Origin of the sequence: Pseudoxanthomonas sp. SL93 (assembly GCF_026625825.1) — a bacterium.
Lineage (GTDB): Bacteria > Pseudomonadota > Gammaproteobacteria > Xanthomonadales > Xanthomonadaceae > Pseudoxanthomonas_A.
Window position 1 is genome coordinate 3167820 of the sequence record NZ_CP113065.1, and the last position, 15185, is coordinate 3183004.

Annotated in this window: 12 protein-coding genes; 7 read left to right on the plus strand and 5 right to left on the minus strand. The window is 67.4% G+C overall.

Annotated features, from left to right (window positions below; all coding sequences use genetic code 11):
• Positions 1–94: 94 nt before the first annotated feature.
• On the minus strand, positions 95–2053 hold the full coding sequence (locus tag OVA13_RS14830; RefSeq protein ID WP_267791234.1) for a transglycosylase SLT domain-containing protein: 1959 nt from the start codon (positions 2051–2053) through the stop codon (positions 95–97).
• 22 nt (positions 2054–2075) lie between these two features.
• Between OVA13_RS14830 and OVA13_RS14835 the strand changes: the two genes are divergently transcribed.
• Both OVA13_RS14835 and OVA13_RS14840 read left to right on the plus strand, forming a co-directional pair.
• Entirely contained in the window at positions 2076–2915 is an 840-nt protein-coding gene (locus OVA13_RS14835; RefSeq protein ID WP_267791235.1) for a sulfite exporter TauE/SafE family protein, read from the plus strand.
• Positions 2916–3157: 242 nt separating this feature from the next.
• The gene (locus tag OVA13_RS14840; RefSeq protein ID WP_267791236.1) at positions 3158–5998 is read left to right on the plus strand and encodes a TonB-dependent receptor plug domain-containing protein; all 2841 of its coding nucleotides are present in this window, start codon (positions 3158–3160) and stop codon (positions 5996–5998) included.
• A gap of 74 nt (positions 5999–6072) precedes the next feature.
• On the opposite strand, the gene OVA13_RS14845 is transcribed toward OVA13_RS14840, so the two are convergent.
• The 4 genes from OVA13_RS14845 to OVA13_RS14860 form a co-directional block, all read right to left on the minus strand.
• Positions 6073–6843, minus strand: coding sequence for an endonuclease/exonuclease/phosphatase family protein (locus OVA13_RS14845; RefSeq protein ID WP_267791237.1), 771 nt, complete (start codon positions 6841–6843; stop codon positions 6073–6075).
• Between the two features lie 23 nt (positions 6844–6866).
• Entirely contained in the window at positions 6867–7706 is an 840-nt protein-coding gene (locus OVA13_RS14850) for a thiol:disulfide interchange protein DsbA/DsbL (RefSeq protein WP_267791238.1), read from the minus strand.
• A gap of 106 nt (positions 7707–7812) precedes the next feature.
• Positions 7813–8463 carry a thiol:disulfide interchange protein DsbA/DsbL gene (locus tag OVA13_RS14855; protein WP_267791239.1) on the minus strand — a complete coding sequence of 217 codons (651 nt, stop codon included), beginning with the start codon at positions 8461–8463 and terminating at the stop codon, positions 7813–7815.
• Positions 8464–8582: 119 nt separating this feature from the next.
• Entirely contained in the window at positions 8583–9368 is a 786-nt protein-coding gene (locus tag OVA13_RS14860; RefSeq protein WP_267791240.1) for a c-type cytochrome, read from the minus strand.
• Between the two features lie 140 nt (positions 9369–9508).
• Between OVA13_RS14860 and yihA the strand changes: the two genes are divergently transcribed.
• The 5 genes from yihA (at position 9509) to OVA13_RS14885 (ending at position 15185) form a co-directional block, all read left to right on the plus strand.
• Positions 9509–10108, plus strand: a complete 600-nt coding sequence (gene yihA / locus OVA13_RS14865) for a ribosome biogenesis GTP-binding protein YihA/YsxC (RefSeq protein ID WP_267791241.1) — start codon at positions 9509–9511, stop codon at positions 10106–10108.
• Positions 10109–10251: 143 nt separating this feature from the next.
• Positions 10252–11616: a glutamate--cysteine ligase gene (locus tag OVA13_RS14870; RefSeq protein ID WP_267791242.1), complete on the plus strand. Its 1365-nt coding sequence runs from the start codon at positions 10252–10254 to the stop codon at positions 11614–11616.
• Positions 11617–11726: 110 nt separating this feature from the next.
• Positions 11727–12449, plus strand: coding sequence for a DUF3348 domain-containing protein (locus tag OVA13_RS14875; protein ID WP_267791243.1), 723 nt, complete (start codon positions 11727–11729; stop codon positions 12447–12449).
• Positions 12430–14526 (plus strand): DUF802 domain-containing protein, encoded by a 2097-nt coding sequence (locus tag OVA13_RS14880; RefSeq protein ID WP_267791244.1) that lies wholly within the window; start codon positions 12430–12432, stop codon positions 14524–14526. Before OVA13_RS14875 ends, OVA13_RS14880 begins: the two co-directional genes overlap by 20 nt.
• Entirely contained in the window at positions 14523–15185 is a 663-nt protein-coding gene (locus OVA13_RS14885; RefSeq protein ID WP_267791245.1) for an OmpA family protein, read from the plus strand. The genes OVA13_RS14880 and OVA13_RS14885 overlap by 4 nt, the downstream gene beginning before the upstream one ends.

The window sequence follows — 15185 nt, forward strand, 5'->3', positions numbered from 1 at the left end:
CTGACTCGCAGCGGAGACGGCGCCATGCATCCGCATACGTCGATGCAGGGGTGGCAGTGCCGATTTACGTCGCTTCTACGGGGAGATCGTCGGGTCAGCTCTTCGGCATCTGCGCCGTGGGGCACGTGAAGGCTTTGCGCTTGGCCTGCACGCGGCCCAGCATGCGGTCGGTGACCGGCAGTGCATTGCCGTTGAGCCGCCAGTCGTAGATCACGCTGAAGGCCAGCACGCGGGCAACGTACTCGCGCGTTTCCTTGTAGCTGATCGTTTCGATCCAGACGTCCGGATCGTAGTTGGGCCGCTGCGCCTGCCAGCGTGCGGTGGGCGCGGGGCCGGCGTTATAGGCGGCGATGGCGACGTACGGCACGCCGTACTTGTCCTCCATCTCGCGCAGGTAGGCGGTACCGATGGCGATGTTGGTGTCCGAGTCGTACAGGCTGGCGGCGCCTGCGTAGGGAATGCCGAGGCGCTTGGCGACGCCGGCGCCCGTGCCCGGCAACACCTGCATCAGGCCCATCGCATTGGCGCCGGAACGTGCCTTCGGGTTGAAGATGCTCTCGGCGCGGATCTCGGCCGCGACCCAGGCCGGATCGATGCCGTGGCGGGCCGCCTCGCGCTGGATGGTGTCGCCGTGATGCAGCGGGAAGCGCAGTTCGTACAGGCGCTGTTCGTCCGGCTGCTTGCCCAGCGAGAACACGGCACGATCGAACCAGCCGTTGTCGCGCGCCACCTCCACGGCGAGGCGGCGCTGGGTGTCGTCGAATCTGGCCAGCGCTTCGTTCCACTCGCTGGTGGCCCAGCCCGGCCGATCCAGCTGCCACAGCTCCATCGCGCGGACGATGGCCGGGTCGCGTGCGACCGCCTGCCGGGCGGCAGCGCCGTCGTTCGGAATCCACGCACACAGTGCATACGGCTGCCCCAGCCTGTCGGCGGCGAGGAAGCCGTGGAAGGTGGCGGTCTTCGCGACTTCACGGAACAACCGCTGCGCGCCGGCCTCGTCCCCGGTCTTCTCGCTCATGCGCGCTTCGAAGTAACGCCAGCGCGAGTCCTCGCGCTGCTTGAGGGGCATCCTGCGCAGGGCGGCCAGCGCCGCCGGCCAGTCGCCGCGCGACATCGCTTCGCGCACGCGCCATTCGTGCAGGCGTTCGTCATAGGACACATCGGGAACGGCATTGAGCCGCCGCGCCGAATCCGGACCGTACGAGGCCACTGTCCACAGCGCGATCTGGTAGAGCACCTGGCCGCGATCCGTTTCCGTCATGCCGAGTGCGTCGGCGTACTGCGACAGTTGGCGCTCGGCGGCATCCGGATCTTTTTCGGCGAGCCGCGCCAGCCCGTGCGCCGCCATGCGGCGGCTGCGCTCGGTCTTCGGCCAGTTCAGCGCGCGCGGGTGCACGCCGTCGATGAAGGCGGCGTAGTCGTTGGCCAGCGTGGCTTCGTCCGCAGGCAGGCCACGTGCGGCACTGCGCATCACGCTGGTCTGGCGTTCGGTCGCGGCGTCGTCGATGCGTTCCCAGCGCAAGGCCGGCGTCAGCCCGCCCTGGCTGGACAGCAACGCGAACACCGGCTCGCAGCCATCAGGCAACGATTTCGCGCCCTTGCGCCAGATCTCCTGCGCCTGCTGCGTCCATTGCGCATCGGTCCTGCCGGTGGCCTGGCGTGCGTTGAGCTCGGCGCATTGCAATGCCGTGCTGGAGCTGGACTTCCATGCCGACAGGAACGTCGGCCAGTCCTGCCGGCGCGCGAGCGCGGGCAACCACAGCGCGCGGAAGCTTTCCGCCACGGCCTGGCCTTCGTAACGCTTGAGGAACGCCTGTGCCTGCGCGGTGGAAATCGCATCCGGGTCGCGGCGCAACGCGGCGAATTCCACCCAACCGTAAAGCGGGTGGCGCGACAGCGCGGCGGAGGGCGACGCAGTAAAACCGCCACTTTCGGCGGCCTGCAGTGCAGCGCGGATCTGCGGACGCTGTGCGTCCAGGGATTGGGCTTCCGCCACACCGGCATGCAGGCCGAAGGTGGCAACGAGTACGATGGCAAGGGGAAGACGGATCATGCCGGCAATATACCGAAGCCGGATGAACGTCCCTGTAGACATCATGGCCGGGAGAGCGCGTTTGGATGGGGTCTGGGTGTTTCCGCTGCTCGGCATCGTGGCCGGCATCCTCGCCGGCCTGTTGGGGATTGGCGGCGGGCTTGTGCTGGTCGCGGCACTGGCCTGGATACTGCCGCTGCATGGCATTCCGAAGGAAGCCGCAATGCACGCCGCGCTCGCGAGTTCGCTGGCGAGCATCGTGCTGACGGCGACGTCGTCGGCGTACGCGCACCACCGCCGTGGCAGCGTGCTGTGGCCGACCGTCAAGTGGATGGTGCCAGGCCTGTTGCTGGGAGGCTGGCTGGGCAGTGGACTGGCGGTCTACCTGGATGACGGCGTGCTGCGCTGGATCGTCGCCGGATACTGCTTCATCGCCGGTGCGCAGATGGCGTTCGGCGGCAATGGCGGACGCGGCGCGGAAGGCGAGGTGGCGCCACCTCGCGGCCCGTGGATGAGTGCGGCGGGTACGGTGGTCGGTGCGGTGTCCGCCGTGGTCGGCATCGGCGGCGGCAGCATGACCGTGCCCTTGCTGGTGTGGCGTGGCGTGCAGCCGGTGCGGGCCGTGGGCACGTCCAGCGCGTGCGGTGTCGCCATCGGCGTGGCCAGTGCCCTGGGCTATGCCCTACACGCGCCCGCGGGCGCATTGCCCGCGCATGCAGTGGGCTACATCTATCTCCCGGCTGCCATCGGGGTGGCGATCGCGTCGGTGCTTGCCGCGCCCTACGGCACGCGCTTGGCGCACCGCATCGGCGGCCCCGCGCTGAAGCGGGTGTTTGCGGTGTTCATGGTGGTGATGGGGACGGGCATCCTGGCGAGCGGGTGACAGGCACGGTGCCGCAAGGAGGTAGCCACATTATCTACATGCATTTACTTGTTAATGATGGTGACGGCTGTGTGTAGAAAGCATCAGGTATCCGTATTTACTCGTTGATAATGTTGGTTACGTTTCTTCGAAAGGTGACTTCCGTCTGTTGTTGCGCGTTTACGGATTCTTTACAAAGGAAGGCGAGGTCATGCCGGGTAAGCAAGGGCAAGATCCAATCCACCATCTTTTGGAGAGAGAAGATGCAAGCGCGTCGTCACAAACTGGCTTCCGCCATACAACTTGCAGTGCTGTGCGCATTACCCGTCCTGGCCGTGGCGCAGGAGGCCACCACGCTGGACACCGTCACCGTGACCGGCAGCCGCATCAAGCGGGCCGAGATGGAAGGCCGCGTGCCGGTGCAGACCCTGTCGCGCGAGGACATCGAGCGCACGGGCCTGACGTCCATCGGTGAAGTCCTGCAGGAGCTGACCGGTTCCGGTTCGGCCCTGAACACCAAGTTCAACTCCTCCGGCAACTTCGGCTTCTCGCCCAATGGCGATGGCGTGGGAGCGGGTTCGGCGCAGGTGGACCTGCGCAACCTGGGACCCAAGCGCGTGCTGGTCCTGGTGGATGGCATGCGCTGGGTCAACGAATCGTCGGCGTCGGGCGTCAGCGCGGCGGTGGACCTCAACACCATTCCGCTGGCGCTGGTGGAGCGCATCGAAGTGCTGGAAGACGGCGCGTCGTCGCTGTATGGCTCCGATGCCATCGCCGGCGTGGTCAACATCATCACCCGTCGCGACTTTGAAGGCGGCCAGGTCACGTTGAACTACGGGCAGTACGACGAAGGCGACGGCGAGATCACCGGCGCCGATGTCGCGTGGGGCTTCAAGACCGACCGCAGCAGCCTGTTCCTGAGCCTCAGCTACACCGATCAGCAGGAAGTGAGCTCGGCGGACCGTCCGATCTCCGCGATTCCCATCCAGGGCGGCAGTTCGCGCATCCTCGGCGGCCGCTATGCCTTCACGGATCCCAGCACCGTCTTCTACGACCTCTCGGTGAAGCCTGGGCAGACCAATCCGGTCTACACGCCCGGCCAGCCCGCCTGCGGCCCTGGCGTCACGCGCACCGACGGCTTCCAGTGCTTTGACTTCGGGCGCGACGCGTTCAACTACGCGCCGTACAACCTGCTCATCACGCCCTCCGAGCGCACGGGTGTGTTCGGCCAGTACCGCTTCGCGTTCACCGAGCAGCTGAGCTTCTACGCCAAGGCGTTGTACAACCGCCGCGAGTCGACCAACCAGGCCGCGCCGGAGCCGATCGATCTGGGTCCCGGCGCCGGCCCCACGTACACCGCGAATCTGGTGATCCCGGCCAACCATCCGTTCAATCCATTCGGCTTCACGCTGAGCGGTGGACCGGGCGGCAACATCACCACGATCCGTCGCCGTCCGATCGAAGGCGGTCCGCGCATCTTCGAACAGCAGGTCGATACGCAGTATTTCGCGGCCGGTCTGGAGGGTTCGTTCGGCGGTGAGCGCCAGTTCTTCTGGGACGTCAACGCGGCCTACGGCAAGAACGAAGCCGACCAGACCAACCACGGCAGCTACAACGCGCGCAACATCGCCATCGCGCTGGGCGATCCCGCCGTGTGCGCGGCCACCGCGGGCTGCACGCCGTTGGACATCTTCGGCTTCGACACCATCACGCCGGCGATGCTGGCTTACATCAGCCCGCTGTTCCGCGATCGCAGTGAGCAGGAGCTGACGCAGGTCACCGCCAACATCAGCGGCGGCCTGTTCCCGATGTGGGCGGGCGACGTGGAATTCGCGGCCGGCTACGAGTACCGCAAGTACGAAGGCAGCTACAACCCGGACCCGCAAACGATCGCGGGCGAGTACAACGGCGTGCCGTCGGGGGCCACCTCGGGTGACTACGACGTCAATGAAGCCTACGTGGAATTGAACGTGCCGCTGTACGCGCAGAAGGATGGCGCAGGCAAGATCGACCTGAGCCTGGCCGGTCGCTACTCGGACTACTCGACCTTCGGCGGCGAATTCACGCCCAAGTACGGCCTGCGCTGGCAGGTGGCCGAGGACCTGCTGCTGCGCGCGACGTATGCGGAAGGCTTCCGTGCACCGTCGATCGGCGAACTGTATGGCTCGCAGAGCCGCTTCGATGCACAACTGGTGGATCCCTGCCTGGTGCCGCCGGGCGCCCCGGCCGGCTCGGTTGCGCCCATCGCGTGCCCTGGCGTGCCGGTGGGCGCACGGCAGAACGATCCGCAGATCCCGGTCCTGACCGGCGGCAACCCGGAACTGCAACCGGAAACCGCCCGCAGCTTCAGTGCCGGACTCGTCTTCAGTCCGTCGTTTGCCGAAGCCGTGTCGTGGTCGGACAAGCTGGACTTCGAGGTCACGTACTACCGCCACAACCTGGAGGGACCGATCCAGGCGATCGATGCGCAGACACAGCTGGACCTGTGCGCGACCACGCAGGATCCGCAGTACTGCACCGGCATCACGCGCCTGGCGTCGGGCGAAATCGACACGTTCGCCAACTTCCTGGTCAACCTGGGTTCGATCAAGACCAGCGGCTGGGATGCGGACGTGTTCTGGACATTGCCGGAAAGCAATCTGGGCCGCTTCAAGTTCAGCTGGCAGAACACGTTCGTCACCCAGTACGAAGCCATCGGCGCAGGCGGGGTGGTACAGCCGCAGAGTCCCGGCATCGTGGTCAATGACAGCGCCATTCCGGAATGGACATCGACGGCGTCGTTGGACTGGAAGCTCGGCAACTGGAATGCGGCTTGGAGCATTCGCCACCTGTCTGAGATGGAGGAAGCCTGCGTGGCCGCCGATCCGTCCGAGTTCTGCAGCTCGCCGACACGCAACGTGCTGGAAGAGATCACCTACCACGACATCCAGCTGGGTTACGACTTCGACTGGCTGAAGGGGCTGCAGCTGACCGGTGGCGTCAACAACCTGTTCGACAAGGATCCGCCGGTGTGCACCTCGTGCTCGCTCAACGGCTATGAAGCCTCCACCTACGACATCCCGGGTGGCCGCTTCTTCTACGTGCGGGCGAACCTGCGCTTCTGAACCCCGCAGGCAGCTGAAAAGAAAAGCCGGCCTTCGGGCCGGCTTTTTCTTTGCCGATCATCCGGTGCGCCGGTTCAGCGCAGTGCCGCCATCGGCACGTCGATGTTCATGGCCAGCGCTAGATGGTCGGAATTGGCGGCGGGCATCGCGCGCGCATCGGCGGTGGCCATGTCTTCGCTGACGAGGATATGGTCAATGGCGCGCATGGGACGCCAGCTGGGGAACGTGGGCACGCAGAAGGCCGGCGGGCGCAGGCGCGTGTGCTTGTAGAGCACGTCCATTTCCGGCGTGTCGGGGACGCAATTGAAATCGCCCATCAGCACCGCATGCGGATGGTCGGACAGCAGCTCGGCGATGAAGGCCAGCTGCGCGCGGCGTGAGGCGGCGCCCAGCGACAGGTGCGCCACCGCCACGGTCAGGCCTTCCTTGCCATCGCCGAAGCGCGCCATCAGCACGCCGCGGCCGCTGATGCGGCCCGGCAGTGAATGATCGGAGACTTCCACCGGTTCCAGCCTGCTCAGCAGGCCGTTGGCGCTGCCGGCCACGCGCGCGACATTGCGGTTGGGCTGGTGGGTCCAGTAGTCGAACCCCGCGCGCTCGGCCAGGTAATGCGTCTGGTTGGTGAAACCCGAGCGCAGGCTGCCGGGATCGGCTTCCTGCAGGCCGACGATGTCATGCTCGCCGGCCAGCAGCGCGATCGTGTCCAGGCTGCCGCGCTTGTTGCCCGCAGGCAGCGCATGCGACCAGCTGCGAGTCACGTAGTCGCTGTAGCGGCGCGTGCTGGAGCCTGCCTGGATGTTGGCGCTCAGCACGCGCAGCCGCCGCGTGGCCGGAGTGTCGGTCATGGAAGTGGGGGCTTCCGTGGCGTTCAGCGCGAAGCGCGTTCCTGCGCGACCAGGTGGTCGACGATGCGCAGCACGTCAGCGTAGGTCTGGCCACCGGTCACGCGATACTTGCCGTTGACGATGATGGTCGGCGTGCCCTCCACGCCCGAACGCTGCGCGAACTGCATGCCGCGGCCGATCCTGGCATTGGTGGCGAAGCTGTTCATCAGCGCGGTGAATTCCTGCGCGCTGACGCCGTAGCCGGCATAGAACTTGGACAGCGTGGCGGCATCGGTCGGCGGCTTGCCTTCACCCGGCAGCGTGCCCTGCAGGTGGATGGCGCTGAAGACGGCGTCGTGGGTCTTGTCCACCAGGCCCTTGGCCTCGGCGGCGTAGTACGCCTTGGCGTAGGGTTCCCACGTCTTGCTGAAGACGACCGGCACGTAGGTCACGCGTACATCGGACGGCTGCTTCTTCTTCCACGCGCTGACTTCAGGTGCGAAGCGCGCGCAGGCGGGGCAGACGTAGCCGAACACTTCCACGACTTCGATCTGGCCGTTGAGCGGCGCGTAGGGCTGGCCGTTGGGGATTTCCACGTAGTCCTTGCCGGGAACCGGCGCCGGGCCTTCCGGCGGCAGGACGGGATTGGTGTTGGCGACAGGCGCGGCGGCCACGGCATCTTCGGCAGCGGCCGCCGGCGTGCCTGCATCCGGCGCGGCGCCGGCGGCGGTCACAGCATCAGCGGCGGGAGCGGCGCTCGCGGCATCGGAGGTGGCGGTAGCGGCGCTGTCCGCCGCCGGGGTGGTGGTGTCGACGGGCTTGGGTCCACAGGCCGCCAGCAGCGGCAGCAGCAGGGACAGCGTCAGGACGAGGCGGGATTTCATCGCTCAGGCTCCAGGTAGCAGGGGAAGTCGGGAAGGGGCGGGGTGCCAGCCGGCACCGGACATCGCATTCTGCACGGCACCGGTGGGCGGTGCCATGACGGGATCATCACTTGCGGGCGCGGCGCTCGCGGGCGACCAGCTGGTCGGTGATGCGCAGCATGTCATCGTGGTTGCGACCCCCGATGACCCGGTACTTGCCGTTCACGATGATGGAGGGCGTGCCTTCGACGCCGGCCATCTGCACCCATTCGCGGGCCTTCTGCACCCGCTGGTCCACGTCCGCGCCACGCAGCGCGGCGCTGAAACGGCCTGCATCCACGCCCTGGCTGGCGTAGAACGCCGTGATCTCGTCCGGCGACGCGTTCTGGATGGGCAGGCTGCCGGTCTTGTGCAGGGCATCGAACACCGCGGCATGCGTGCTGTCCTGCACGCCCAGCAGCTGCGCCGCGTAGAACGCACGCGCGTAGGCGACCCAGTAGCCTCCGAAGGCCGCGGGTACCGGGGTGAAGCGCACATAGCCGGGCTGCTTCTTCTTCCACTGGCTGATGCTGGGCTCAAGGTGCGCACAGTGGATGCACGTGTAGCCGAACACTTCCACCACCTCGACCTTGCCGTCGAGCGGTGCGAACGGCTTGCCTTCCGGGATCACCACGTAGTCCTTGCCTTCGACCAGCGCCGGGACGGGCTTGGCGGCCAGGGCGGTGGCAGGCAGCAGGGCCAGCAGGGTGATCAGCAGGGGCAGCAGGCGAGAGGGCATCGGCGGGTCTCCGTAAGCGGGGCCGGGGCTACAAAAAAGAAACGCCGGCCATGGTGGGGCCGGCGCAATGAACAGGAGCTGGCACTTCCGACCCGGTACGGGCGGCGGAAGTTCAACGATTACTTGGTGCGGCCGGCCTTGGCCGAGGCGAGGTCGTCGGCGCGGCTGTGCAGGCCTTGCAGGTAGCTGGCCAGGGCCTGGATTTCCTGCTCGGTCAACGGCGCGGCGACCTGCGCCATGATGTTGTGCAGGGTCGGGTCCTTCAGCGTGGTGGTGCCGGCCTTGTACTCCTGCAGGCGGCGCACGGTGTAGTCCTGGTTCTGGCCGCCGATGTGCGGATAGGCCGGGCCGGGGTTGCCGGCGCCGCTCGGGCCATGGCACGCCATGCAGGCGGGGATGCCACGCTTGGCGTCGCCGCTGCGGTACAGCTGCTGGCCCACTTCGTAGAACTTCATGCCCTTGTAGGTGCCGTCGGCCACGATGCTGTCGTCGGCCAGGCCGGCGCCGGATTTCTGGGTGGCGAAGTAGGCGCCGACGTCCCGCATGTCCTGCGCGCTGAGGGCCTGGGCGAAGGGCACCATGACGGCGGCCATGCCGGTGTTGCGCTCGCCCGAGGCGAACAGCGCCAGCTGGTGGGCGACATAGCGTTCGCTCTGGCCCGCGATGCGCGGGTACTGCGGATCGCTGGGGTTGCCGTCGGGGCCATGGCAGGCGGCACAGGCAGCGGCCTTGGTTTCGCCCGCCTTGGCGTCACCCCACGTGGTCTTGGCCAGGTTGACCTCGAGCGGGGCGGTCTGGACCGGCGCGTTGTCCGGCACCGGAACGACGGTGGTCTGTGCAAATGCGACGGCACCCACGGCCACGATGGCCAGTCCGGCAAGTCCCATAACGCGAGCGTGGCGCATGCTAAAGCTCCGAAAACCTAGACGATAGCGGCGCAGAATGCGTCCGCGAAATCGGTGAATTATCCCTGCGCGGGACCTGTCCGGTCAATTCAGCGGGCGCGCGGCATGCCCGCAAGGCCGCCGCATGCCATGCTAGCGGCATGTCGAACCCCCTGAATACCGCCAACTACCTGCTCTCCGCCCACACCCCGCGCCAACTGCCCGAGGATGGGGGGTTCGAAGTGGCTTTCGCCGGCCGCTCCAATGCGGGCAAGTCCAGCGCCCTGAATGCGCTGGTCAACCACAACCGTCTGGCACGCGTATCCAAGACCCCCGGGCGCACGCAGCAGCTGGTGTTCTTCCAGGTGCAGCCCGAGCGCTACCTGGTCGACCTTCCCGGCTATGGCTACGCCAAGGTGCCGCAGGACCTCCAGGCGCACTGGCAGGCGTTCATCGACCGCTACTTCCGCACCCGCGAGGCGCTGCGGGGGCTGGTGGTGGTGATGGACATCCGCCACCCGCTGAAGGACTACGACCGCCAGATGCTGGGCTATGCCGTCCAGCGCGGGCTGCCGGCGCACGCGCTGCTGACCAAGGCCGACAAGCTGGGCCGTGGCCAGCAGGGCAACGCGCTGCAGGCGGTGAAGAAGGAACTGTTCTCGGCCTTCGGCGACACCGTCGGCGTGCAGACCTTCTCGGCCGAATCCAAACAGGGCGTGGACGAAGCGCGGACCATCGTGGGCAACTGGCTGGAGTTGTAGCCCCGCCGCTTCGGCACCACCGATGGGATGCTGAAGCCCTTGCGTGGCGACGATCCCGTGCACCCGGTCACGTTATAGTGCCGCCCTTGCAGTGCGGGGGTGCTTCCACGCATTGCGCTTTCCCCCTCGCGCGAGCCCGCCCCTTGTCCAGCCCCAGCCACGTCGCCGACACGCTGATCACCGACCGCACGCAGTTGGTGGAATACATCGCCTCGGGCGAGAAGCCCCCGCAGGACTGGCGCATCGGCACCGAGCACGAGAAGTTCGGCTTCCGCCTGGATGACCTGCGCCCGCCGACCTTCGATGGCGATCGCGGCATCGAGGCCCTGTTGAAGGGCCTGACGCGCTTCGGCTGGGAAGCGATCGAGGAGAAGGGGCGTGTCATCGCCCTGTCCAAGGATGGCGCCTCGGTGACGCTGGAGCCGGCCGGCCAGCTGGAGCTGTCCGGTGCGGCGGTGGAAACGCTCCACCAGACCTGCGTGGAAGTGGGCACGCACCTGAAGGAAGTGAAGCAGGTCGCCGACGAGTTGCAGCTGGGTTTCCTGGGCATGGGCTTCCAGCCCAAGTGGCGGCGCGACGAGATGCCGTGGATGCCCAAGGGCCGCTACCAGATCATGAAGTCGTACATGCCCAAGGTCGGCCAGCTGGGCCTGGACATGATGACGCGCACCTGCACCGTGCAGGTGAACCTGGACTACGCCAGCGAAGCGGACATGGTGAAGAAGTTCCGCGTGTCGCTGGCGCTGCAGCCGGTGGCCACCGCGCTGTTCGCCGACTCGCCGTTCACCGAAGGCAAGCCCAACGGCTACCAGAGCTACCGCTCGCACATCTGGACCGACACCGACGGCGACCGCACCGGCATGCTCGATTTCGTGTTCGAGGCCGGTTTCGGCTACGAGCGCTACGTCGACTACCTGCTCGACGTGCCGATGTACTTCAGCTACCGCGATGGCATCTACCACGACGCCAGCGGGCAGAGTTTCCGTGACTTCCTCAAGGGCGAGCTGCCCGTGCTGTCGGGCGCGCTGCCCACGCTGCGCGACTGGTCCGACCACATGACCACCGCCTTCCCGGAAGTGCGGATGAAGAAGTTCCTGGAGATGCGCGGCGCCGACAGCGGCCCCTGGAACCGCATCTGCGCGCTGCCCGCGTTCTGGGTGGGCCTGTTGTACGACGATGCCGCCTTGGATGCGGCGTGGGACCTGGTCAAGGATTTTTCGCTGGCCGAGCGCCACGCGCTGCGCGACGGCGTGCCGAAGCATGCATTGAAGTTGCCGTTCCGCAACGGCACCGTGCGCGACCTGGCCAGCGAAGCGGTGAAGATCGCCATCGGGGGCCTGAAGCGCCGCGCACGCCTGAACGGCAAGGGCGTGGACGAGAGCGGTTTCCTGGATGCGCTGGTCGAGATCGTCGAAGCGAACGAAACGCCTGCCGAGCGAAAACTGGCCCTGTTCCACGGCGAATGGGGCGGGGATATCGACCGCGTCTTCCGCGCGTTCGCCTACTGACGGTTGTTGTGCCGGCGCCGAATCGGTGTGCCGGGGCTGAACCGGACACGCCCGCTTCCGTCATCCTGATCGACCCATCATCTGGCGGCTGCCTGTAAAATGGTCGTTTTTTGGCCATTCGCATCTTGGAAGTTCCTTACCGGGCACCGGTCAGCGGCCCGACGTTCATTCGCCTGCTCGCCCGCCTGACGACGGCCGAGGTTCCGCCCCCGCACGCCTCCCTGTCCGACCGGTTGAGCCAGTGGATTGACTGGACGCGCGCCGTCGCCCTGTCCAGGGCGCTGGATGGCACGCCACCGATGGAGGCCGGCGCAGCCACATTCGACCGCGCGGAAGATGAGGCGTGCATGCGCACGCGGGCCACGCTGACGCGCGCCGTCATTGACGGTCTGCCTGCCGCCGGATCCATTCCGCTTGCCACCGAACCGGAATACACGGCGTTCCGCCAGCACCATGTCGCCATGCAGCGCGCGATGCTGGTGGCCACCGGCCAACTGCGGGGACGCCTGCGCGACCTGCTTGCGGCGACGTCGCCGGAGCTGGCGCGCCTGGCGGCGGTGGATGCCTCGATGGAGGTCGTACTGAGCCCGCGCGAGCACGCATTGCTCGCCACCGTGCCGGCACTGCTGGAGGCGCATTTCGAACGGCTGCGGCAGGGCGCGCGCGCCGATGCGCCGCCGTCGATGGCGCCAAATGCCTGGCTGGAGGTGTTCCGCCGCGACATGCAGGGCGTATTGCTCGCCGAACTGGATGTCCGTTTTCTACCGTTGGAAAGCCTGCTTGCAGCGCTTCGTACTCACTCCCAGGGACGTCATGTTCAGACAGCTGCTTGATTCCGTTGCCTTCCTTCTCGGCCTGGCCGCGGTGTGCTTCATTGGTGCCGGTTATGTCGGGTCGAACCTGCTGGCGTTGACCGTCACGCTGTTGATCGCCATCGGCTATCTGGCCGGCGCGCTCGAACTGCTGCGCTACCGGCGTGCCACCGCCGCGCTCGCCCGCAACATCTCCGCACTGTCGGAAGCCCCGCCCCGCCTGGAAGACTGGCTGGCCCCGCTCGATCCATCGCTCCGTCCCGCGGTGCGCCAGCGCATCGAAGGACACCGCGTGCCACTGCCTGGCCCGGCACTGACGCCTTACCTGGTGGGCCTGCTCGTCCTGCTGGGCATGATGGGAACGTTGCTGGGCATGATGGCGATGCTGCGCGGAACCGGCCTGGCGCTGGAAACCGCCGCCGACCTGCAGGCGGTCCGCGATTCCCTCGCCGCACCGGTGAAGGGGCTGGGCTTCGCCTTCGGCACCTCGATCGCCGGCGTGGCGACGTCGGCCATGCTGGGCCTGCTGTCCGCGCTGTGCCGGGGCGACCGTTTGCGGGTGGTGCAGGCACTGGATACGAAGATCGCCACCACGCTCCGCGTCCACTCGCAGGCGCACCAGCGTGACGAAGCATTCAAGCTGCTGCAGCGGCAGACGGAGCTGATGCCCGCGCTGATCGAGCGGTTGCAGGCGATGATGGCCACGCTGGAGCAGCAGGGACTTTCCGCCAGCGAGCGCCACGCGGCCCAGCAGGAGGCGTTCCATGCCAGGACGGAAGCGACCTACACGCAGCTGGCAGCCTCGGTGGAGCAGTCGCTGAGGAAGAGCATCTCCGACAGCGTGAGCGCTGCCAGCGATGCCCTGCAGCCGGTGATGGCGGCAACCATGGACGCCATCGCGCAGAAGACCGCGGCGCTGCACGACATGGTGACGCTCGCCGTGGACCGGCAACTGCAGGCGCTCTCGGGGGGGCTTGAAAGCACCACGCGCGACATTTCCACCCTCTGGAACGGTGCGCTGGCCGAACAGCAGGCATCGAACCGGACGCTCGTCCACGATCTGCGCGGTGCGATGGATCAGTTCGGCGCCACGTTCGCGCAGCGTTCGACGGATCTGCTCGACGGGGTTTCCGCTCGCCTCGATGCCACGACAGGCCATGTGGCGGAAGCCTGGAACCAGGCGTTGTCGCGGCAGCAGGACGTCAACACGGCATTGTCCGAGCGCAACCAGGCCGCACTGGCCGCCGCGACAACCGCATTCGAACAGCAATCGGCATCGCTGCTGCGCACGGTGGATGCGTCGCACGCAGCCCTGCAGCAGGGCTTGGCCGAACAGGACCAGCAACGGCTCGCCGCGTGGACCGCTTCACTCGCGGCGATGGCAGCCGCACTGCGCGAGGAATGGGCGCAGGCGGGTACCGACGTCGCGCGCCGCCAGCAGGAGATCTGCGACACCCTGGCCAGGACGGCCGACGACATCGGCACGCGTGCGCAGGCACATGCCAACGCGACGATCGCCGAGATCTCCCGCCTGGTCGATACCGCATCGGAAGCCCCCAAGGCTGCCGCGGACGTGATCGCCGAGCTGCGCCAGAAGCTGTCCGACAGCATGGCCCACGACACGGCGATGCTGGAGGAACGCACGCAGTTGATGGCCACCCTGGAGACGCTGCTGTCGGCGGTGAACCACGCCTCCCGCGAACAGCGCACGGCCATCGATGCACTGGTGGCCACGTCGGCGGACCTGCTGGATCGCGTGGGCACGCGCTTCACCGAGCACATCCAGGCCGAGACCGGCAAGCTGGAAGCCGTCGCCAGCCAGGTCACGGTGGGCGCGGTGGAAGTGGCGAGCCTGGGCGAGGCGTTCGGCGCCGCCGTGCAGGTGTTCGGCGACAGCAACGACCGCTTGGCCAGCCGGCTGCATGCGATCGAGGACACGCTGGAGAAGTCGCTCGTCCGCAGTGACGAACAGCTGGCGTACTACGTCGCCCAGGCCAGGGAAGTCATCGACCTGAGCCTGCTGGCGCAGAAGCAGATCATCGAGGACATGCGCCAGCTGGCGGGCCCGGCCGCGCTGGCCGGAGCGGAAGCGGCATGAACACCGATATCGACGCGGACGTCGGCGGCGAGGACGGGGCGTCGGCACCGGTCTGGGCGGCCTTCGGCGACCTGATGTCCGTGCTGCTGGGTGCCTTCGTGCTGATCCTGGTCGGCGTCATCGCGGTGCAGGTACAGCTGGAAACCAAGCTCAATGAAGAAATCGCCCAGCGCAGGCTGGAGACGCAGCGCCGGCAGGCACTGGAGCAGGCACTGGCGGGCCCGTTGGCGGCCGGGCGCATCACGCTGGTGGACGGTCGCATCGGCATCCGGGGCAGCGTGCTGTTCGCGCTCAACTCCGACCAGTTGCAGCCCGAGGGGCGGGATGTGCTGAAGACGCTGGCGCCACCGCTCGCCACCTACCTGCGCGCACGCAACGAAGCGCTGATGGTGAGCGGCTTCACCGACGACCGGCAGGTGCGCGACAGCAACCGCGAGTTCGCCGACAACTGGGAACTGTCCGCGCAGCGCGCGCTGACCGTCACGCGTGCACTGATCGCCGAGGGCGTGCCGGCGGGTTCGGTGTTCGCCGCGGCATTCGGTGCCCAGCAGCCCGTCGCTTCCAATGCCGACGAGGCGGGGCGCGCCAGCAACCGTCGCGTCGAGATGGCGCCCGTCCCGATGCGCCGACCCGTGACCTCCGCTTCCGATGGCAGGTAA